Genomic DNA, 21789 nt, shown 5'->3' with positions numbered 1-21789 from the left:
CCAGCGGCTCTGGCCGGCTTCGACGAGTGCGCTGCCGACCGGCGGCAGGAGCTCGTCGACCGTGCCATCGCCCTCCGCCCCCGCGGGGCTGGAGAGCAAAAGCATACACAAAAAGCCAAACAGAATCAGCAAGGCAACCTTTGGCATTTGCCGTTTAGGATGCGTAAGAGATAACATCGGGATAATCCCCCTTCAATAATGGACAGCCATAAATTTAGCTTAGTAGTGTTTCCCCGATAAAGCCGCCTCTGCGGACACCGGGGAAGCAGGCAAATACAGCGCTGCCGGTGTGAGTCATATATTCGTTCAAAAGATCAGTCTTAGAGAGGCGCTGCTGAATGGCAACGAATTGTTTCATTAAATCACGTTGAAAGCTAATGAATAACAAACCTGCATCAAGCTGGCCCGTGGTGACGTCCAAACCGCTGGAAAAAGAATAGGAGCGGCGCAGCATTTTGACTGTACCGTCACCATGCGCCAATGCGGAATGTGAATTCACCGGAATGACAGGTTTCCCGGAAGCGTCCGCAGCTGAAAGATCCAGATCATCGAATTCATCCTTAGCTCCGAGTGGAGCTCCGGTGTGACGATAACGCCCGAAGGTAGCCTCCTGATCACTTAGCGAAGACCGATCCCAGACTTCAATACGCAGACGCACCCGGCGTACCGCCATATAAGTGCCGCCGCTCATCCAAGAGGGACCGTCACTGCTGCTGTTCCAGACCACTTTGTTCATTTCAGCGTTATCGGTAGTATCGGGATTGCCCGTGCCGTCTTTGAAACCCAAAAGATTGCGTGGCGTAGCCCCCTTGGGATCCGCTGCTCCAGTGCGTTGAAAACCTTCCTGTGTCCAGCGCAGTACAGCAGTCCCCCGGGCGATACGCGCCAGATTGCGGATGGCATGGAATGCGACCTGCAGATCATCCGCACAGGCTTGCACACAAATATCCCCGCCACACCATTTCGGATCAAGATTGTCACCCGCAAATGCCGGAAGATCGGCCAATAGGGCTGGGCGTTTCGAAGCTAAGCCGAATCTTTCATCAAAAAAGGAAGGACCAACACCAAAGGTCAGCGTACACCGTGCAGGGTTTAGCCCGTCCGCTTCCCCGGTGTCTGAGGGTGGAAGATTAGGGTTGTCATTTACGTCACCAATAAGCTCGCCAGTAGTAAGAGCGGCAGCGGCAGTGGTCCATGCTTGCATTAGTTTTTTCACATCGGCCAGTTTGGTTGTGGTGAAATCAAAGGCAGCAAAATAAATAAAGTTCTGTGCAGGTGTCAAAATCCCCGCCTGATGGCTCCCATAAAAAGGAATGGAACTGGAATCACCTTCTGCGGCCTTCGTTGGCTCAGCTACAGCATTACGCGCAGCCATAATTCCACCGACACCTCCGCCCCCTAACAAAAGACCAAGGCCAGTGGCGCCAGTAAGCCGCAGCATATCGCGGCGGCTTAATTTTTTACCAAATATAGGCTCATTCTTCGATTGATCATTAAGAGGGGGACTTTCAGGATTACCTGGTACTCCAGTGAACTTGTTATGTTTATTCATGAGGGTCACACTCCTAGAATAGTTCCCATATTGGACAATGGCTCAGCCAAGGCGTCCAAATTCTGACTCAGTTTACGTACTTCATCTTCTTTCAGCTCTTCATAGGAAACATATCCATCTCCAGATTTGAAAGGGGCAAGCTCAGCTTGCAAGGCAGCGAATCGTTCACCAATGGTTTTTTCAAGATCGGCATCTTTTTTAGCTAGTTCTGGTTTTAACAGCTCGTATATCTTTTGCGCACCCTCAACGTTTGCGACGAAATCATACAGGTCTGTGTGCGAGTAACGTTCTTCCTCTCCGGTTACTTTTGAGGAGGAGACCTCATTTAAAAGCTCAACAGCACCAGTTACGAGCAGATTCGCGTTGATCTCAACGGTCTCAACTTTCGCACGCAGCAGCTGTGCATCCTTCAGCAATTGGTCAGCAACTTCTGTCATGTCTTTAGTTGTATTGTCCTGCCAGAGTGCTTTCTCAAGCTTGTGGAAACCGCGCCATTCTGCCGCATCTACATCATTTTCCCGGGCATCGATATTTGGGTCCAAGTCACCAAGTGCTTCTGCAATAGGCTCAATCCGTTCATAATACATGCGGGCAGGAGCGTATAGCGCCTTAGCCTCATCAATCTTGTCCTCTTTTACAGCGTTGGTGAAACTCTCTGTTTGCTTCACAAATTCATCACATTGCTGGATGACGTATGTGCGATATTGATCTATAGCTGACGTGAAGTCAGCGGTGGCAGTCTCTGGTGTGTTGGTAGCTGCAGCAGTCGTCGGTGCGTTGGTGGCTGTAGTGCTGTTGGCAGCAGTATTTGTAGAGTTGTTGTTATTGGCACATCCAGTGAACAGTATGGAGGCCGCAAGTAGACTTGCAGGCACAGCATAAGTAAATTTCATTAAAAAAACACCCCTTTTTTTATATCTAAATGATAATCGTTATCAATTATGCTGGACTTATCATAAGTCCGTATACAATTACTGTCAATATAAAAATGTGATGTATCTCATTGTAATAATTACACGACAAAAAACTCCCAGGGTCGGGAGTATGGTTTGTAGTAATGTATCCAGTAATGTATCCGATTACAATTTAAAAAGCAGAATAGTAACCGACCCCGCGAACTTTTGCGCATACGCAGTAACTAAAGGACCCAGATGACACTAAATGCAGCATTATTCGATATTTGAGCCGCTATCGGACCGCATAGTCGCTATTGGCTTCGAAAGTACCCTATATGAGCTTGTTTCTAAGGAATAGCGTCACTGGAGTCCGCAACTTTGCTCAAAAGGCGATAAATTTGATAAATAACGCCATCTGGGTCCGAAAGCCTCAGTAGGGGCGGTGAATAGACTATTGAAGCGGGCAGCCGACCCGTCGAACCAGCGAACCATTGCGCGCACGCAGCAGTAACCGCCCCAGCAAACTTTTGCGCATAAGCAGTAACTAAAGGACCCAGATGACACTACATGCAGCATTATTCGATATTTGAGTCGCTATCGGACCGCATAGTCGCTATTGGCTTGAAAAGTACCGAATATGAGCCTGTTTCTAAGGAATAGCGTCACTGGAGTCCGAAACTTCGCTCAAAAGGCGATAAATTTGCAAATAACGCCATTTGGGTCCGAAAGCCTCAGTTGGCGCTGGTGAATACACTATTGGAGCGGGCAGCCAACAGCCTACAACATAAAGCAGCGATTCCCATTAATGGCGAATCGCTGCTCTAAGTCGTTTACGATGTTTAAATGAAGGGAACCGTCTCATTTATAGTTAATTAAGCTGTTAATGCGACGGTTCCATTCTTTGAAGGTTTGTCTGCTTAAGAATAAGATCAAAGCGTCATCCGCTTTTTATCGTTCATTATGGGATTCATGATCTGCAGAGGGTTGGTTTTCGAACACTTCTGCAGCTTCCTCTGCAGAAAATTCAGGTTCGAATTTACCTACGAGTGGTAATTTGTTTAATTTCGTTGTTTGTACTTCTGCTTTGGTAGGTTGATTGTTTTTTGAATGGCTCATACATACACCTCCTTTAATAAGGAACAACAAACCGTAGTTTGCCCTGAAAAAAGATGTTCTTATTCATGAAAATTTCAGGCTTTTGCATTTGAATGAACTAAGCCCATTTTATAATTGTGACAGCACCATTAACATCAACACTACATAATATGTTTTGACTGTATCCCTTTACCTTGTTATACCAAACAAACCCAGGGCAAGGAGGGGTGACACCATTGAAGGGGAACGAACACCACAGCAAATTTCTGTTGACTCATCGTGAGCGCGAAGTTTTTGAGCTTCTCGTGCAGGACAAAACGACTCGTGATATCGCTGGCTTATTATTTATCAGCGAAAAAACAGTTCGAAACCACATTTCCAATGTAATGCAAAAATTAAACGTTAAAGGCCGTTCACAAGCGGTTGTCGAGCTGATCAAGCTTGGGGAGCTGAAAATATAGCTGGCCAATGTCTTCAGAAGTGACGCGTTTAAGCCTTCTCCACCCTTAGGGGTGTGGGAAGGTTTTTTGTTGTGAAGGAAAGAGCGACACGTGATGTCGCTGTGCTGTTCCCTTCTTCTGTGAAAATCTAAACGCTCTTTTGATAGAACTTCGTCTTTAAAAACATGAAAGATTTCGTGAATTGCCTATAGGGTGCTCGTTCCTTTTTTTTGGAGCTATGTATAAACGGTATTTATGTGGATTATACTACTAAGTTAGCTTGGAGACGGGACTGCTTTAGAAACGCCTTCGATGAAGAGATGGAGATTCTATCTCCAAAAGGAGGAGTCTGGGGAATTACCACTATTCAGGGGATTCTCACTAATGAGGTATACACAGGCCAGAATATGTTTGGTAAATACGAAGTGAAAAAGTCTCTAACTGGCAGTTTAATTGAAAAATAACTTTTAAAAATCCCTTCGAATTTCATTGCGTATACAAAATAAGCGGAATTACTTTACATATGGAGAGTGATTCCGCTATTCTGCATCTTATAATTGGATTTATCTACTAGTTTATTTATTCAGCGAGCGACGAACAATCGGCGCAACTTTATTCGCAAGTAAATCAATAGCTTTTTCCACACGTGCCATCGATTGGTTACCCATATCAAATTGCCCCATGAAGCGTAAGTGACCAAATAGCTCATGCTGATATAAAATCTTTTCAGCAAGTTCTTCTGCGCTACCGACGGCTAATATTTCATTTGCAGCGCGTTGTGGCATCATTTGCTCGGCTGATATTGGATAAAATGGCATGCCACGGTCCTTCAGGCCATACGCCATGTACTGATTATAGCAAGGTGCAAATTCACGAATGGCTTGCTCGCCGCTATCAGCAAGGTAGCTATGCCCTGTTACGGATACCTTTAGCTTGGATAAATCGTGACCTGCTTCATTTGCAGCTTGCCAGTAAAGTTTCGTTAAATGCGATACACGTTCTGGTGCACCTGCAAGAAGTCCAAGTGCCATGTTTAGGCCAAATTTCCCTGCACGAATGGCACTTCCTGGTGTACCACCCACGCCAATCCACATTGGAATTTTTGATTGTACGGGACGAGGTGCAATTTGTGCATCACGAAGAGGGGGACGGAATTCACCATGCCAATTCACGACTTCTTTTTCTTGCAATTTCATAAACAGTCTAAGCTTTTCTTCAAATAACTTGTCATAATTGTCAAGACTTACTCCGAATAATGAGAAGCTTTCTAAATAGAGCCCTCGACCTAAAATAATTTCGGTGCGACCACCACTTAATAAATCCAGTGTAGCAAAATCCTCATATACGCGAACAGGATCTGCCGTGCTAATGACCGATAGCGAACTCGCTAATTTAATGTTTTTTGTTTCTCGTGCAATCGCTGCAAGAATCATTGTATAGCTTGACGTGACGAAATCTAAACGATGATGTTCACCAACCCCAAACACATCAAGCCCAGCTTCATCTGCCCATTTAGCCATTTGAATGATATTTTCAATACGTTCCTGTGCAGGGAGCGCGTAACCATTTGCATCTGGAAACCGTTCTCCTAATGAATAAACACCAAATTCGAAGTTCATCGTATTTACCTTCTTTTATAGTAGGATGATTAGTAAAATAAGTGCTAAAACACCAAGTATTAAGATTGTTGCTGTTTCTTTCATTGTATCTTTCACGCGAAGATGTGTAATTACGCCACCAATACCGACTGCTACTAAAATGGCTGCACCGATTAGAGCTGCTGTATGATTCCAAAAACCTACGACTAATAAAATAGCTGTACCTAATTCAATGCCACCTGTTACAACACGGAACCATTGTGGTAATCCCCATTTTTTAAAGCCCTCGATGTGCATTTTTGAACCAGTTATTTTCCCAAAACCAGCCATTATAAACATTAATGCAAGTAAGCCTTGTAAAATCCATGCTAAAATTGTCATTAGTAATCCCCCTTATTTGTTAAATACGATTGGCATTTTGCCAATCCATTCTTTCTTACGAATTGCATCGTACATACATTGAGCTGCATTTTTACGTGAAACTGTAAATTTTCCTTTGGTATCCCCGAGTGAAATTGCATACCCGTCACCATCTTTGTTGGTATTTGGGTTGACGATGCGAATAACTGTCCAATCCACCTGACTTTGATGAATTAATTTACCAATCGCTTTCATTTCTGCGTAACCAGTAGGGAACAGCTGCTTCGCCATAATACTTGGCATGATCGTTACAAGCTGTTTTTGATCGAAAGTAGATTTAATGGTAGGTGTTGCAAGTGTAATAAAACGTTTTACATGTAATTGCTCCATGACATGTAAGATGGTTTCATGTGCCTTTGTAATCGGTAAGTCTTTTACTTTACGACTCATTGATAAAGGAGAGCCAAGGGTACTCACAGCAGTATCTTGCCCTTGAATAGCTGCTGCCACTTGTTGCTCATCCGTTAAGCTACCGACAATGGTTTCTAAGTTCGGGTGTTGCATCGTTAAAGCACCTTCACGACGTACGTATGCTTTTACGTGATCGCCATTTTGTAGGGCAATTTGAATAAAGTGCTGACCGATTTTCCCGTTGGCACCAAATACTATAATGTTCATTTTGTGACCTCCAACTACTTTTGTATATCCAACATTTGTTGTATAGTTAGCATAAATTCAAATGGATTTTGGCACAACCAACAAAATGCTTGGGAAAATCGTATATCCGACATATTACTCGAAATGTCGGAAAAGTAGGGGGACTAGTATTGGAAAAAACAATTGATCCACGCATTTTAAGAACGAAACGTTTAATTATGGATGCGTTTATGCAATTAGCGATTGAAAAGGATTTTAAAGATATTACGATAAAAGATATTACCTCGCGCGCAACAGTAAATCGTGCAACCCTTTATTATCACTTCTATGACAAATATGATTTGCTTGAGAAAGTGTTGAGTGAAGATGTGCTAAAAGAAGTATTAAAGAATGTGGGTTCACATGAAGCATTGTCAGAGCGTTCATTAAAGAATATTTTACTTAGTCTGATTAGCTTTCAAAGGGGCTTAGCTAGCCAATGTAGTAGAAGCTATGAAGCATTCACACCTAAAATTGAAACCATTGTTAAACAAGAACTTGGAAGGATTTTCTGTGAGTTATTAAAGGGAGAACATCCAACTTGGGCAGATGAAAAGATAAATTTGCACAGTATTATGATCAGTTGGACGCTATACGGAATTTCTACGGAGTATGTAAAAAATGGCGAACAGCCTACGGAAGATGTAGTTGAATCCATTTTTAAAGCTTTACTATTAGACTAAAAATAAGCCCCTGTTCTTGATGAACAGAGGCTTATTTATTTTATGCTAATAATTGTTGAAGTGCTTCTTTTACAGATGCTGGCTTGCGTCAGCACGTGGAGCAGAAGAATACACCAATTGTTTTACACCTGCTTGTTTTGCCGCTTCAACAGCATTTGTTTGTTGTCGTACGTAAGATTCTAGATCACCAAATGTTGAGACAATATCAGGTATATTATCTCAATTCCCTAATTTAATTTCAGTTTTAGTTAAGAATTTCCCCAATGCTTCACTGCTATCAATATTCATACGTTCAGCCAAAATAATCAACCACCACATGCATTCACCAATCTTATGTTCAAGTTCAGATTCAGTATCCCCATTTGTTGGCCAACGACCTTGTTGAGACATTGTTAGGCGACCGACCAAGCCAGCATCTGTAAGGAAAGCTAACGCATCTTCTTCTACTGTCCATGCTTTTTCATGATACTTTCGTTCTAAACGATGGTAGACTTCCCTTAATTGTATAGAACGTTCAATAGCTTCACTGAAATTTATATTTTTCATTTTATTTCCTTTCTTTTTCCAGACAATTATTGTTCACCTGTTTGTGGATTGGTAAGAGCTTCTTCATTACTTATGAAAACATATGTTCGCGTTTTATTGTACCTTTAATCTACATAAAAATACAACAATAATTTCTTTAACTATTCTGCCCGTTAGCGGAACAACTAACCTTTGTAAACTTCGATCACCTCTCGATAATCAAAATTACACCACACCAAACTCTGATATTTTCGGAAAGACTACTTAAAGCTAATTAAAGTAAGTGAATTATAACGAGATATGATTGAACTAATGGGACACGAAAGTTGAATAATGAAGGTAGTCAAACGGATCGAATATTAGTAAGAAAACAAAGGAAATCTTGAGATTCAAGGGTTTATTGCATTGACTGTGAGTTCAATTTGGTGTATTTCAAACCACACCACGAATGTAATGCAAAAACTAAACGTTAAAGGCCGTTCACAAGCGGTTGTCGAGCTGATCAAGCTTGGGGAGCTGAAAATATAGCTGGCCATGTCTTCGGAAGTGACGCGTTTAAGCCTTCTTTTGCCCTTCGGGGCAAAGGGAGGTTTTTTGTTTACTCACCAAAACAACTGAAGAGTGAGTTAGATCACCGTATGATTTTTATGACATGATAAATTAGAGATATTAAGGTAGTTCAGGAGGATCTGTTATGACCAGATATGAACAACAAAGAAATTTTCTGAAATCCAATTTTCATGAATTCAAACATATCAAAACAGATAAGATCAAGGGAATTGCACAACCGCCAATTGTTAAGCCATTTGATTCAGATTCACTAATTATTGATTTGCCCAAGGTCAGCAAAGACGTTGTGAGTAAAAAAAATATTTTTGATTGTATAGATCAAAGAAGAAGTACACGGTTCTATTCTGAGGATACTGTGAGTCTGGAGGAGTTATCCTATTTATTATGGGCTACCCAAGGGATTAGCGGTATGAATAAGAACGGACTTACGCTGCGGACTGTACCCTGCAGTGGGGCGACGCACACCTTTGAAACCTATTTAATGATTATGCGTGTAGAGGGCATTGGACAAGGGATCTACAGATACCTGCCTGTGGAACATAAGCTCTTTTTTATGTTTGAATTAGATCAACTTGAACAAAAGATTGATGCTATTACTTTGGATCAGCCCTTTGTCCCTAACTTTGCCAAAAAGGCTTCTGTATTGTTTGCCTGGAGTACCACACCCTACCGCTCCGAATGGAAGTATGATATTTCTGCTCACAAAAAAATCCTCATCGATGTTGGACATGTCTGCCAGAACCTTTATTTAGCCAGCGAATCCATCGGTGCAGGTGCTTGCGCAATTGGAATCTATGATCAAAAGTTGATAGATGAGATTTTAGAATTAGACGGTGATGAAGAGTTTGTTATCTATCTTGGGGCAGTTGGGAAGAAACGAGAGTAGCTATGAAGGCTAGATGCAGCTTCAGAAGTGAGACATATAAGCCTTTTTCACCCTTCTGGGTGGGGAAGGTTTTTTTGATTATAATCCAGTGTATTTGCCCAACTGCTCAGTCTGAACGAAGAGGAAATCGTAATGTTTAATTGATAATCATTCTCATTGCATATATAATTAACCCAAAGTAAGAGGAAGCAGGGATGTGCATGGAGCGAAGCAATGGACTGAAAGAAGCAGAAACGATTGATGCCCATAAGACGCTTACATGTGAAGGGGTAGATTATAATTATCGTTTTGATGGGGCTCATTTTGAGATTAAACCTCCAGTCGAAATAGGGGAAGGCAGTTGCCGCAGCCTGCTTAGCCATGGGTATATCCAGATGACAGATTTTAATCTCTGTTTTAATCGGGATATCGAAGCGAAGGGCAATTTTAGCACTCCGCGTACAGAGCTGGCATTCTGCATGGGGCATGGCATTGAGTGGGGGACCTCGCTGAAATCGGACTATTTTGTTATAGATACAGGAGAAATTGCGCTGTTTCATGGCGGAGTAAGAAGTGAAAACTGCACATACCTGAGTGGAGCGGGGTACCGATTCATCAGCATAGATATGAGCCCTGCACAATTTGAGCGGATGACCAGTGGTCTGACTGAGGATACACGGCTTCGCATCGGAGCTGGTGCGGGTTTGTTTTTTGGAAAAAATAACATCACACCATCCATCCGCTTCATTCTATCGCAGATTGCGGATTGTTCCTATAGCCATGGCATGCGTGAACTTTATCTGGAGGGCAAAATGCTGGAGCTTATGGCGGTCTATCTCAATGAATCTTTATATGAAGCAGACCGGATTCCACGCTCGGTCAAGCTGTCCAGAGAGGATATGGAGAGCCTGCGGCTCGCTAAGGAGATTTTACAGCGTGATTATTTGCACCCGCCGACGCTTGCAGGCCTTTCTCGCATTATATGCCTCAATGAGTTCAAGCTGAAAAAGGGCTTTAAGGAAATGTTTGGTTATACCGTGCATGCCTACGTTATCGAACAACGGATGCAGAGAGCGCAGCAGCTGCTGGAACAAGGGAGTATGACTGTAAGTGAAGCAGCCTCCAGAGTTGGATACGGTAATGTGAGTCATTTCTCGGCAGCCTTCCGCAAAAAGTTCGGTGTGCGTCCAGGAGAATATCTGATCAGCGGCAGGCAGCGTCTCTTCGGTATTAAGTTGTAAGTCCGTATCCTGCACAGATGCTCCTGATTTGGTTAATTATAATCCCTTAAACGGTAGCAATCGTGAACAACGTTCCTATACACTAGTGCACAGAGAATCATTCTCAGTGCACTTTTTTTGCGCGTAATTACCAAGAGTGGGGGAACGGCTGTGAGTAAAACCAAAACCGGCATGCCAAGGCTGCTGGAGATCGCCGGAGAGAAGCGAGGTTTGCTGCTCTTGTCCGGAATATTGTCATCTGTCAGCGCTGTATTGATGCTGATTCCGTTTTTGTCTGTTTATTTCATTTTGGCAGAGCTGCTGCGCCATGCTTCATCGCCTGGGCAGGTCGACGGTGCGTATATGATCCGCTGGGGGTGGATTGCACTTGGAGGGTTAATCGGAGGGCTGGTGACTTCGTATTGTGGTATTATGTGCTCGCATATTGCGGCTTTTCGTATTCAATATAATTTGCGTGTGCGAATGACCGAGCATTTGGGCAGATTGCCGCTCGGTTTCCTGAACGGGACTTCAACAGGCGTGGTCAAGAAGACGCTAGAGCAGAATGTCGACAAGGTGGAAAATTTCGTAGCGCATCAGCTTCCCGATTTAGTCAGCGTGCTGGCTTCTACAGTGCTGATGATCGTGGCGATGTTTTGGCTTAGTCCGCCGTTGGCGGTAGCTTGCCTGCTGCCGATAATTATAGGATTAGGTGTGCAGTCAGCGCTTATGATGAGCAGCAGAGGCAAGGCCAGTGTGAAGCAGTATCATGATTCGTTGGAGCAGATCAATACTTCGGCGGTGCAGTATGTACGGGGGATGCCCGCGGTTAAGGTGTTCGGGCAGACAGTGCATTCTTTCAGAAAGTTCTACAGTGATATGACCAGCTACCGCGATTATTGTCTGGAGTATACGGACCGTTATCAAACAGGTTATATCTTATTCAAAACATTGCTGGCATCACCATTTACCTTTATTTTGCCGGTGGGCGTCTTCATGCTAAGCGGTCGGCCGGATTCCATGTCCTTTGCGCTTGTGCTGTTGTTCTTTCTGATTATGGCACCCGGCGTTTCATCTCCGCTCTACAAGCTACTTCTGCTGGCTTCAAGCACTCGGGATATTGGCGAAGGCGTGGAGCGGATGGACCGTCTCTTGGCACAGCAGCCTGTACCGGAAATAGCAGAACCGCTATCTCCGCATACTTTTGACGTTGAATTTGTCGATGTAACCTTCTCCTACAGTGAAGATGCAGGGACTGCAGCGGCGCTCAGCGAAGTCTCATTCCGTGCGGAACAAGGGAAGGTTACAGCACTGGTAGGCCCGTCAGGTTCGGGAAAATCGACGGTGGCCAGCTTGGTGCCGCGGTTCTGGGACCCGCAAGTGGGTGCAATCCGCATCGGTGGAGTCGACATTCGCCATATGGCAATCCATGAATTAATGAATACAGTTGCTTTTGTATTTCAGGAAACCTTCCTGTTCTATGACACTTTGTATGAGAATATTGCTGTCGGCAAACCGGGAGCGACTTTGGAGGAAGTCCAGGCTGCAGCCAGAGCGGCACAATGCGACGAGTTCATTACTCGGCTGCCGCAGGGATACGATACGTTAATTGGTGAAGGCGGTGTCTATCTCTCGGGTGGTGAGGAGCAGCGCATTGCAGTAGCTCGGGCTATTCTCAAAAACGCACCAGTGCTCGTGCTCGACGAAGCGACTGCTTTTGCCGACCCGGAAAATGAGTTTCATATGCAGTTAGCACTTACGGAGCTTATGCGCGGCAAGACGGTTATTGTTATTGCTCACCGACTCTCCTCTATACGTGAAGCTGCACAAATTCTGGTGCTGCGGGATGGAGAAATCGTGGAACGTGGAGAGCATGCAGGTTTGATTGAGGCGGAGGGGCTTTACGCAAAAATGTGGCATGCCTACACTGACGCCGGAGATTGGCATATGGAAAAAGGAGGGGATCAGCTATGAAGGTATTGCATAATATTACTGCCGGTAAACCGCAGCAGTTGCTGAAGCCTGTACTTTTTTCTTTGCTGGCTAATCTAGTTAGTGTGCTGCCGTTCGCGCTTGTAATTGAGGCGGTGCGGTTGATTTTTGCCCCTTATATTACTGTAGGCGCAGAACTTCAGACAGAACGCCTTTGGTGGATCTGCGCAGGACTTGTCGCCGTCATGGTGCTGATGTTCCTGAGTGAGATTCCCGCCTATCGCACCGCTTACCGCGGGGCATACAATGTTGCTGCACAGGGACGTGCGGAATTAGCAGAACATCTGCGGAAGCTTCCGCTGGGTTACCTGACTCGCCGGGACCCAGGTGATTTAGCCAATATGATGATGGGCGATTTCACGCTCGTTGAGACGGGCATTTCACATCTGCTGCCACAGCTTGCGGGAGCTTTTGTCCTGCCGATATTTGCACTTGCTGGTTTACTGTTTCTGGACTGGCGGATGGCGCTTTCTATGTTCGTAGCGCTGCCGGTTGCTCTCCTGATCATGTATATATCGGGCAAGCTGCGGCGGAGACTCGGAGCGGATCATATGAAGGCCAAGCTGAACGCTGCGAACCGCTTGCAAGAATACTTGAACGGTATACGGGTGATGAAGGCCTATAACCTGACGGGAGAACGATTTGTCCGTCTGGATAACTCTTTTAAAACTTTGATGAAGGAAAGTGTGAAGCTGGAAGGGATGTTCGGTCCGGTTATTCTAACCGCTATGGCTCTTCTTCGTGCGGGACTGACCTTAATGGTATACGTAGGTGTTCATCTATTATTAGGGGGGGAGCTCGGTATTTTGCAGTTGGCAGTATTCCTTATTGTCGGCACACGTATCTATGATCCATTGACCACAGCGCTAGCCAATTATGCCGAATTCCGCTATAACGAACAAGCGGGTGAACGTATAGTAGACCTGCTACGCCAGCCGGTAATGACAGGTAATACGAGTCCTCTTCCTAAAAGCAGCACCATTCGGTTTGACAATGTAACCTTCAGCTATGGAGGAGAGCCTGTTCTAAAAAATTTAAGTCTGGAAATGCCGCAAGGTTCACTAACTGCAATTGTGGGCCCGTCAGGCAGCGGCAAGAGTACAGTGCTGCGCCTGATCTCACGTTTCTATGATCCTGAAGAAGGGAGCGTTCTGCTAGGTGGGCGCAACATCAAGGATATTGATCCAGAACATCTGCTAGGATCTGTATCGGTGGTGTTTCAGGATGTGTACCTATTCCAAGATACCATCGGGAACAACATTGCTTTTGGGCGGCCGGGGGCGTCGCAGCGGGATATTCAGCAGGCAGCGCAAATGGCTCACTGCCATGATTTCATCATGAAATTACCGCTTGGTTATGACACGCCGGTAGGCGAAGGCGGCAGTACGCTCTCTGGAGGGGAGAAGCAGCGAATTTCCATTGCCCGTGCGATTCTCAAGAATGCTCCAATTGTGCTGTTGGATGAAGCTACTGCATCGCTTGACCCGCAGAATGAGGCTGAAATCCAGAAAGGAATTGATGCGTTGATTACGGGCAGAACCGTCATTGTTATCGCCCACCGGTTGAAAACCATACGCGGTGCGGACAACATTATCGTACTGGAAGACGGTCGGCTGGTCGAGCAGGGACGACATGAAGCCTTACTGTTGCGCGGCGGACTGTACGACCGGCTCTGGAAGCTGCAACAGCAATCCGTTGGATTCCGCATCACATCTTAGGCAATGCTCGGCACATTTTAGGAGGGAAACGTATGGCTATAACAAAGGATGAATCCGCTTGGCCGATCATAAGCCTTAGTTTGGGGGAGGCGTTTGATCAGGAGACAGTAGAAGAATATATCGCTTATTGGGAAGAACTGCTCGCGCGCCGATCTGCCTTCGGCCTGCTGATGGTGCATTCTGCTGAGAAAAACACACGTCCAGAGCGTGCGGTCACACAGCTGTATATGAACTGGTGCAAGATGAACAAGCGGGAAATCGCCCAATATTGTTCAGGCATCGCGGTCGTAATGCAGAATGCAAAGTTGCTTGCTGTCTACAAGCCAGTTACAGCGTTGTCCACTAAAAGAACCTACGGCTGCCCCGGAGGCGCCTTCTCTGGAGAGGCTGAGGCGATAAGGTGGCTGGAGGAGCAATTGACTAAGACACCCTCAGGTACGAAAACCTAATATAGCTGCCCATATTTTGGGGATACACATTTAAGCTTTCTTCACCCATTTGGGTGGGAAGGCTTTTTTTTTGTCTAGAAAGATAAGAATCCGCCAACCGCTCACAACCAACGTGTCAGAGTAAGCTTTTTGAAATATAAATGGGGTGTGTTGGATGAAGATAAATAATAATTATTTGAAAGAACAATTAAACCAAGAAGTTTGTAGAGGAATTAGGTTTTTAAACATTAGAGGACGATCTCTAGCCAATGGTTATTTCAAGTGGTCGAAGAGATGATGGAATTCTTTATTATTGACTTGCTGAAGTTACCTGATGACCTACCAATCCTAATAGATTTAGGAATAATGCCTGAATTTATATTACCGTTTATCCCGGAAGAGAGAATGCACTAAGCTGGGCATCAAAACCATAGAAAGAACACCAAACATGAGCGTAGAAGAACAATTTAGGTTAGTTCGTGAACATTTTAAAAATGTAGGGATGACCGAAAGGTATACCTACTCAAAGAAACCATTTCTTTGTCAGGGATGGTTTCTTCATAACTAGAAAAGTACACAGGTATGCCCGTATAATAAATAGGAGCAAGTAATTGGAAGTAGATTGATGATGAGGGGAGAGAAGACATGTTTTTCTTTAAAAAAAATAAAGGCATCACAAAAGAGGAGCTGCAGGCCCTGGTTGAAGGCTTGGAGCAGGCTTATATGGATAAGGATGAAGAAGGTTTGAGCAAAAGATTTCATCCAGATAAAAGGGGAATGTCCTTTTTAAATCACTTTCAATTAATGATGACATTTCAAATCTATAATATAAAATCTGAAATTCTCGAATTTGAATTGCTGTCAATGGATGCCACTAAAGCAGTCTTTACATACACTCGGAAGCACATTCATACCTGTATCAACCCCGCCGATGAACGTGAGGAAAAAAGAAATCAAATTATCAGTTATTACGTTGAGGCTGTGAAGGAGAATGGTTCAATTTGGATTACGAGGTACAGCCCTTATAGCACGATTTATGTAGATAAGAAGGGTGATTTCCTTAGTGGTGTGGATGCGGCCATTCCTCCTGGAGAAGAGATCAATTCAGGCATTGCGCGATTCATCCCGTATTTTCAGCTTGATAGCTATGTACCTGCAACCTTCCATGTCTACAGTAACAGTCAATTTATCGGATATTATCCGTTAGGAGAATACCATCGGTACGAACCTTCGCATACGTTCACGATTAATTATTTTGATAAGATAGAGGCATCTTCTGTAGAGAAGCATACAGCGGATTATATCTCCCAAGAGACCTTGTTGACCGCTCAAGTACTGCATCAGACTGTTAATAGCTCTATAGTAGAGACACAGTTGATGAACAATAATGTATTAGAGCATGAACTTGTTACCAGCCTGCTTACGAAGGATGGGTTCTATATGATTAGATTTCTGTATGACAAAGGGGAGCCGATCCCGCCAGAGGAGCGAGAAAAGTGGAAGCGTGAGATGGTCACTTTAATAGAAAAAGAGCACAGCAGTTAACACAGAAACTTGCCGTTACAGACAACACACGAACCGTATCCTAAGTAACGATAAGTTTTTTTGGTAATAATGAGAGAAAAGGAGAGATGAAAATGTCCTATATCGTTGATTTTAAAAATGTGTCTACGGTTGGGTTAGAATCTTCACCTGTAGTAGATGCACTTGCTGGTCTGCGTGCTAATGAGGCCCGTTACTTTATGAACAAATACAAACATGAGTTTACGGTTGTACGAGCCAGCGAAAGTCAGGAGACCCTTGATTATGTGAACCGAATTTTAAAAGAAGAACGCGATATTGAGTTTGCGGCCAAGCCTTTAGAAACGTCGCGTTTTCAAGTGGAAAATATTAAATTCGCTTATGTCTTTTATGAGGATGGTCTTGCGGTGAACGTTATGTATACGGTGGATGACCCTAAGAAGCGGGCTGTTGGTTTTAAGCTTTCTGAGGGGATGGAGATCCCAAAGGAGCTAGAAGAGAAGTTTAAGTTTGCTAGGCAGAAGTCCAAGCTAGCCGGAACAATTCGGGGTTCGTTTTTTGTAATTAAAGGAGAGTATTAAGGTTAGCAAAATTGCAACTTAATCAATGAGAGGGCCATCCTGTAAAAGGATGGCCCTAAATCTTGCCGATATAGATAATTTGCGTAGGTTATCTATGGGAATGGACTCTCATTCAAGAGGCCGAATTTATTATATAGAGCAACGAAAACTGGAGTTGCGAGCGTACTTCATAATTATTTTGCATGAATAGCTGGGACGGTAGAATGTACGGTATAAATCCCGTAGAAAAGAGCTGAAGTGGCTGAAACGGTAGAATGTACGGTATAAATCCCGCAGATAAGAGCTGAGGTAGCTGAAAAGGTGGAATGTACGGGATAAATCCCGTAGAAAAGAGCTGGAGTGGCTGGGACGGTGAAATGTACGGTATAAATCCCGTAGAAAAGAGCTGAGGTAGCTGAAAAGGTGGAATGTACGGGATAAATCCCGTAGATAAGAGCTGGAGTAGCTGAAACGGTAGAATGTACGGTATAAATCCCGTAGAAAAGAGCTGAGGTAGCTGAAACGGTAGAATGTACGGTATAAATCCCGTAGAAAAGAGCTAAAGTGGCTGGGACGGCGGAATGTACGGTATAAATCCCGTAGAAAAGAGCTGAAGTGGCTGAAACGGTAGAATGTACGGTATAAATCCCGTAGAAAAGAGCTGAAGTGGCTGGAACGGTGAAATGTACGGTTCAACTGGTGGATATTCGCCAACATGTGATACGTAGACAGAGTAAACAGCAACATATACTCCCAGCTAGTTGTTTTATATTTGTCGTGCGGGGGCAAGGTGCGATCTGGTTGGATGGTAATCGGCATTCCTTAGAACGATTCTTTGTCTTACATGCGGGAAAAGGAAGTAACATCAAGTTCGAGGTTGGACTTGAGGATGTCACATACTATTACATTTTATATAGAGGTAGTATTTCTACTAAAGCTAGTAAAACAATATTGAAATCCTATCATATAAATAACCCATTTCATCTGCAATATGCAGGTAAACCAATTTCTCCGGTTGTTTTATATCGTCATGCAGAATCGATGTATGAGGAATGGAATCGCAGACCGGCTATGGAACGGTTCCAGGCGAAAATCCAGTTTTATCAGTTCGTATATATACTTGTCCAGCAGTTACAGCTTCAAGGCGTTGCCCCCAAAGAAATAGATTTAGTGGAACAGATTATTCAATACATTCACAAACATTATTATGAACCTATTTCACTTGAATCTATGGCAGAAGTATGGAATTATAGCATTCAATACTTATCGAGGCAGTTCAAACGCCGTACAGGGAGAAGTCCCATTGAATATGTAATTCAGACCAGGATGGCTAAAGCGAAGGAGTTACTGATTCAAACCGATGCCACCGTACAGGAGATTGCTGTAAGCGTAGGTTATAGTGATGTCTTTTATTTTACCCGTCTGTTTAAGAAGCAGGTTGGGACAACGCCAGTTCAATACAAAAATAGGTGAAGTCAGGTTTGATCGTTTCAGATAGTCCATGGCAAGAGTTCTTATCCTCCATGGGCAAATATTCTTCTGCTTGTTATATTGATTATGATAATCATTATCAATTAAAACTTGAAGGGGATAAACAGATGTTAAAGGGGATCGAAACGAAAAAAGGAATAATGCTAATGCTTGTGCTCACACTGTTACTTACAGCTTGCGGAAATGGAACACTAGCCGTAATAGCAATGCGGGAGCAGAACCAACACAAAGTAAACCTTCCAATCAGGCCATTGAAAATACGGGTTTACGGAAAATAACAACGGTTATGGGGGATGTTAATGTTCCAGCCAATCCCCAACGTGTTGTAGTTGACTGGGATTTGGGACCAGTCTTAGGAGTTGGGGTAGTACCGGTTGGAGCATCAAATACCCAACTGGAGTATTCTCAGTTTCTCAAGCCTTTCTTAGATGAGACGGTACAAGATATAGGGGCAGAAGGAAGTGTTTCTTTTGAAAAAGTATTAGAGCTAGCGCCAGACGTTATCATAACCTGGAATAAAGATGCTTATAGTAACTATTCTAAGATCGCACCGACCGTATTATTTGATACAAGTAAATACGCAACTATTTCTATCGTAGATTATATCACCGTAGAGAAATTTTCAATGGTCATTGGTAATCAGGGTGAGAGAGGCAGCAGAGCTACTTACGATATTTTGGGTCTGAATCCCGCTTCAAAAGTTCAAAGTGAAATCCTTGATAAGGAAATGAGCCGGGTTGAAGTTTCTTGGGAAACGGTAAATGATTATGTAGGTGACTATGTTATTGTCCTTACCGTAAAGGACAAAGAACCGCCTAAGTTGCCAGCAACATAGAAAATGTTGGATGCGGTCAAAAACAATCGAATGATTGAGATTGATATGGAAAAATATTTTGCAGCAGATTCATACTCCTCCTTATTACAAGCCGAAGATATTGCCGACAAATTATCGAAGCTGGCTTCATCAAAATAACCTTATTGGATTGAACCTACCTGAAGCCATCTAAATATAAAGACGAAGCCTATTATGGCTTCGTCTTTTGTAGTTTTGCATACCCTTTTACAAATGAACTATTGGACCGAAAGTACAGTCTCCAGCTCAGGGATATATTCCTTGACCATATTGTTGTCTTCCCACAGTCCTTTAGTCCCAGCTGGGGCTTGACCTTCGGAAACGACTAAGTACGGTTTGATGGTTACGGTATTGGGTATAGTCTTGAAGGGTTCAAAACGAACATTATAAGATTCGCTTAAGGGGTGAGCACCGATGGGCTTCAGTTGAACGCCACGTTCATCCACAATGTCAAATTGAAGAGCGATGACGCCCCCGTTAGCACCCTTATATTTCGAAGGGATAGAAGCGAGCATTTCTTCTATGCTCTGGCCCGGTTTGGTTTTGTACTCAATGGATACCTGCGTTGTGATTGGGGTGATTTCTACCTTACTGATCTGCAAGTTAATGTTATCGTGATGCTTGGTCTCCTCTGAAGTTAGTGCGGTAACAGGTGTTGATTTGGTAACAGGCAGAACGAATTCGAACGGGACATCGTAACCCTTTAACGTTACATTTACAATCAAGTCAAACTGATCAGGGAACTGGACAGTCTGTGTTGTTGTGCTCGGGTCATGATAAGTGTTCAAAACCTGAACCATTATGCTGGAAGCAGTCTCACCATCCATGTGTTCGTAACTCCAGAGCAGAGGTTGACCTTTATAGAGAACCTCAAACTTATCCACCGCCCCTTTATTGGCATCTGAAGGCGGCGAATTGGGCTCCGAAGCCAGACGGTTTCCAGGAGTGGTTAGGTTCATAAGAATTCGGGTTCCGTCAAATAACAACGTTGGGATATTCATGGTCACCTCGCTATGGGTCACGCTTTGGTTTACGTTTGTGATGAAATCCCCGGCTTGTTGAACACCGGGATCTAAGTTTTTTTCGCCCCATAATGAATAGATTTGTCCCAAAACCGGAATTTGCTTGAGTGCACCAGCCATTGCGGGCGATACAAAGCCGGAAGCGAGGACTGTAACTCCAAGAATTGCAGCGGCTGCAGTGGAAATCAACCACTTATTAAAAGTTCTTGATGCATCCATCTTTCTCTGAATGGGGGAAATGGAATTATCGGTCTCCCTGATGATTTGGTAAGTCTCATTCAGTTTGGAGCGGGTAATATCCGATAACTGAGCGGGAAGTAGGCTTTGGCAGTTCTTTAACTGTTCTTCTAACTTAGTGTTTACCATGTCGCAACTCCATTTCTTGATTGAATTGAGATGAATGCTTTAGCTTTTTGCGGGCGCGATGCAGCCGGGTCTTCACGGCAACCGTAGAAATTTCGAGAATGTCGGAAATTTGACGGATCGGCATGTCCTGTAGGTAATGAAGGTGAATGACAATCCGGAGGTTCTCCTCAAGATGTTGAACGGCATCCCATAATTCGATTTTCTCATAATCCTTGGAAGTGGAAGGGACTTCGGGAAGCTCTCCATAAGGGAGGGCTCTTGAGTTGTTTTTGAGCATTTTATTGCATTCATTAATCAGAATCCGGAAGATCCACGTTTTGAAAAAAGCGGGCTCTCTGAGTGTATGGATGTTCTTAAAGGCTTTAAGCATCGTCTCCTGCAGGGCATCTGCACAATCTTCTTCTTTGTTGACGATGGACCTTGCAGTTCTGTATAAAGATAACTCTATCTCCTGCATCAACTGCACGAATGCTTCAGGGTCTCCAGCTTTGGCTTTGACGACAATAGGATCTATATGCAAAGATCTACCTGCTTTCTTGACTAGAAGTCTTAGGATGTTCGTAACGTTACTTAAATATTAGATCGGGTAGGTAGCTAGAAGGTTACCACAAACATGATTCCATTCTCCGCATCTCGCAATGCTAGCAAGGGGAGAAATTGGTTTTTTTTCACAAAAAAATCGCCGTTCAAATTCCCTGTCAGGAATCGGACGACGATTTTTCATAAGCAAGTCAGTTGTTAGTCAATCAATCAGTCAATCAGTCAATCAATCAATGATATAAATGACCCATTCCCCTTGATCGTTTGGCCGAATAGCGTATAGCATTTTTACATTTTCAACGGTCTTTGCGGCCATATCCAAGCGTTGTCCGATTACCGTTATATTCACCTGATGTTCGTTGGGTAACATGGAATCGATGCTTTCGATGTCTGTGAATTTGTACTGATATTGTTCGTCATAATAAGGTTCCATAGCATCTGCTAGTTTTTTGTTTACGAACCCGGATTGGAAAAGTGTGTGGTCATGCTCAACCAAAGCGGTTAGGTTTTTTTCCAGCACTTCAAGTGCGGGGAGATCATACTCTGTCAATTGATCTGAATATGATTTCAGATTTATTGACAATTCTGCTTTAAAGCTGGTTTCATTTGGCTGCTTGGGTTCTGTGTTTTGCGGCTTCTGCGTATTCATCGCTGGACTTTGGGTTGGCGTATTTGCTCCTGTGTTCGGCTCCTCGATGGGTTTAACGTCCCCTGCACATGCTGCCAGAAAGATTAAAGACATCAACATGAGCATTCTTGCAATAGTTTTTAACATCTAACCCCACCTTTTTAAGGATA

23 protein-coding genes and 1 pseudogene are annotated in these 21789 nt (G+C 43.8%); 13 read left to right on the top strand and 11 right to left on the bottom strand.

From position 1 onward, the window contains the following. Positions 1-214: 214 nt before the first annotated feature. The 3 genes from efeB to NST40_RS25705 all read right to left on the bottom strand — a co-directional run bounded on the left by efeB (position 215) and on the right by NST40_RS25705 (position 3564). A complete protein-coding gene (gene efeB / locus NST40_RS25715; RefSeq protein WP_076219326.1) occupies positions 215-1552 on the bottom strand; it encodes an iron uptake transporter deferrochelatase/peroxidase subunit in 1338 nt (445 codons plus the stop codon). Positions 1553-1557: 5 nt separating this feature from the next. Next, entirely contained in the window at positions 1558-2445 is an 888-nt protein-coding gene (efeO, locus tag NST40_RS25710; protein ID WP_076219327.1) for an iron uptake system protein EfeO, read from the bottom strand. 951 nt (positions 2446-3396) lie between these two features. Continuing rightward, positions 3397-3564, bottom strand: a complete 168-nt coding sequence (locus NST40_RS25705) for a hypothetical protein (RefSeq protein ID WP_169744806.1) — start codon at positions 3562-3564, stop codon at positions 3397-3399. Positions 3565-3779: 215 nt separating this feature from the next. Here NST40_RS25705 and NST40_RS25700 point away from each other — a divergent pair, with 215 nt between their 5' ends. Together NST40_RS25700 and NST40_RS25695 are read left to right on the top strand one after the other, a co-directional pair. Continuing rightward, on the top strand, positions 3780-4004 hold the full coding sequence (locus NST40_RS25700) for a LuxR C-terminal-related transcriptional regulator (protein WP_019908812.1): 225 nt from the start codon (positions 3780-3782) through the stop codon (positions 4002-4004). A 299-nt stretch (positions 4005-4303) separates the two neighbouring features. Next, entirely contained in the window at positions 4304-4447 is a 144-nt protein-coding gene (locus NST40_RS25695) for a recombinase family protein (RefSeq protein WP_081387619.1), read from the top strand. Between the two features lie 111 nt (positions 4448-4558). On the opposite strand, the gene NST40_RS25690 is transcribed toward NST40_RS25695, so the two are convergent. Genes NST40_RS25690 through NST40_RS25680 form a run of 3 tightly spaced genes read right to left on the bottom strand, consistent with a single transcriptional unit; the run spans position 4559 to position 6619 of the window. Beyond that, positions 4559-5602 (bottom strand): LLM class flavin-dependent oxidoreductase, encoded by a 1044-nt coding sequence (locus tag NST40_RS25690; protein WP_341003758.1) that lies wholly within the window; start codon positions 5600-5602, stop codon positions 4559-4561. Between the two features lie 15 nt (positions 5603-5617). Beyond that, positions 5618-5962: a DoxX family protein gene (locus NST40_RS25685; protein WP_076277632.1), complete on the bottom strand. Its 345-nt coding sequence runs from the start codon at positions 5960-5962 to the stop codon at positions 5618-5620. Between the two features lie 12 nt (positions 5963-5974). Further along, positions 5975-6619, bottom strand: coding sequence for an NAD(P)H-binding protein (locus NST40_RS25680; RefSeq protein ID WP_342410115.1), 645 nt, complete (start codon positions 6617-6619; stop codon positions 5975-5977). Positions 6620-6768: 149 nt separating this feature from the next. On the opposite strand from NST40_RS25680, the gene NST40_RS25675 reads away from it, so the two are divergent. Further along, positions 6769-7320, top strand: coding sequence for a TetR/AcrR family transcriptional regulator (locus NST40_RS25675; protein ID WP_076277630.1), 552 nt, complete (start codon positions 6769-6771; stop codon positions 7318-7320). A 69-nt stretch (positions 7321-7389) separates the two neighbouring features. On the opposite strand, the gene NST40_RS25670 is transcribed toward NST40_RS25675, so the two are convergent. Next, positions 7390-7524, bottom strand: a complete 135-nt coding sequence (locus NST40_RS25670) for an NmrA family NAD(P)-binding protein (RefSeq protein ID WP_256719074.1) — start codon at positions 7522-7524, stop codon at positions 7390-7392. Positions 7525-7539: 15 nt separating this feature from the next. Next, positions 7540-7866 carry a 30S ribosomal protein S15 gene (locus NST40_RS25665; protein ID WP_076277629.1) on the bottom strand — a complete coding sequence of 109 codons (327 nt, stop codon included), beginning with the start codon at positions 7864-7866 and terminating at the stop codon, positions 7540-7542. A gap of 408 nt (positions 7867-8274) precedes the next feature. Between NST40_RS25665 and NST40_RS25660 the strand changes: the two are divergent. The 10 genes and pseudogenes from NST40_RS25660 to NST40_RS25615 form a co-directional block, all read left to right on the top strand. After that, a pseudogene (locus tag NST40_RS25660) lies at positions 8275-8373 on the top strand (LuxR C-terminal-related transcriptional regulator); the annotation flags it as partial. Positions 8374-8539: 166 nt separating this feature from the next. Then, positions 8540-9301 carry a SagB/ThcOx family dehydrogenase gene (locus tag NST40_RS25655; RefSeq protein ID WP_076277628.1) on the top strand — a complete coding sequence of 254 codons (762 nt, stop codon included), beginning with the start codon at positions 8540-8542 and terminating at the stop codon, positions 9299-9301. A 200-nt stretch (positions 9302-9501) separates the two neighbouring features. Beyond that, entirely contained in the window at positions 9502-10521 is a 1020-nt protein-coding gene (locus NST40_RS25650) for an AraC family transcriptional regulator (RefSeq protein ID WP_179086330.1), read from the top strand. Positions 10522-10692: 171 nt separating this feature from the next. After that, positions 10693-12474 carry an ABC transporter ATP-binding protein gene (locus tag NST40_RS25645; RefSeq protein ID WP_076277646.1) on the top strand — a complete coding sequence of 594 codons (1782 nt, stop codon included), beginning with the start codon at positions 10693-10695 and terminating at the stop codon, positions 12472-12474. Continuing rightward, positions 12471-14210 (top strand): ABC transporter ATP-binding protein, encoded by a 1740-nt coding sequence (locus NST40_RS25640; RefSeq protein WP_076194572.1) that lies wholly within the window; start codon positions 12471-12473, stop codon positions 14208-14210. Before NST40_RS25645 ends, NST40_RS25640 begins: the two co-directional genes overlap by 4 nt. A 32-nt stretch (positions 14211-14242) precedes the next feature. After that, a complete protein-coding gene (locus NST40_RS25635) occupies positions 14243-14659 on the top strand; it encodes a hypothetical protein (protein ID WP_081386447.1) in 417 nt (138 codons plus the stop codon). A gap of 624 nt (positions 14660-15283) precedes the next feature. Then, positions 15284-16183 (top strand): hypothetical protein, encoded by a 900-nt coding sequence (locus NST40_RS25630; protein WP_076277627.1) that lies wholly within the window; start codon positions 15284-15286, stop codon positions 16181-16183. 92 nt (positions 16184-16275) lie between these two features. Then, positions 16276-16740, top strand: a complete 465-nt coding sequence (locus NST40_RS25625; protein WP_076194578.1) for a phage tail protein — start codon at positions 16276-16278, stop codon at positions 16738-16740. A gap of 657 nt (positions 16741-17397) precedes the next feature. After that, a complete protein-coding gene (locus tag NST40_RS25620) occupies positions 17398-18192 on the top strand; it encodes an AraC family transcriptional regulator (protein WP_143761956.1) in 795 nt (264 codons plus the stop codon). A 193-nt stretch (positions 18193-18385) separates the two neighbouring features. Further along, positions 18386-19045, top strand: coding sequence for an ABC transporter substrate-binding protein (locus NST40_RS25615; protein WP_342410114.1), 660 nt, complete (start codon positions 18386-18388; stop codon positions 19043-19045). A gap of 236 nt (positions 19046-19281) precedes the next feature. On the opposite strand, the gene NST40_RS25610 is transcribed toward NST40_RS25615, so the two are convergent. The 3 genes from NST40_RS25610 to NST40_RS25600 form a co-directional block, all read right to left on the bottom strand. After that, positions 19282-20451 carry a DUF4179 domain-containing protein gene (locus NST40_RS25610; protein WP_342410113.1) on the bottom strand — a complete coding sequence of 390 codons (1170 nt, stop codon included), beginning with the start codon at positions 20449-20451 and terminating at the stop codon, positions 19282-19284. Continuing rightward, complete coding sequence (locus NST40_RS25605) at positions 20438-20971, bottom strand: sigma-70 family RNA polymerase sigma factor (protein ID WP_076277623.1); 534 nt, start codon at positions 20969-20971, stop codon at positions 20438-20440. The genes NST40_RS25610 and NST40_RS25605 overlap by 14 nt, the downstream gene beginning before the upstream one ends. Positions 20972-21217: 246 nt before the next feature. Beyond that, positions 21218-21766 carry a hypothetical protein gene (locus tag NST40_RS25600; protein WP_341003749.1) on the bottom strand — a complete coding sequence of 183 codons (549 nt, stop codon included), beginning with the start codon at positions 21764-21766 and terminating at the stop codon, positions 21218-21220. Positions 21767-21789 lie beyond the last annotated feature (23 nt).

Source organism: Paenibacillus sp. FSL R10-2778 (assembly GCF_038593035.1).
GTDB lineage: Bacteria > Bacillota > Bacilli > Paenibacillales > Paenibacillaceae > Paenibacillus_AQ > Paenibacillus_AQ odorifer.
Note: the sequence above shows the minus strand (reverse complement) of the source record. Positions and strands in the feature narration are given on the sequence as shown.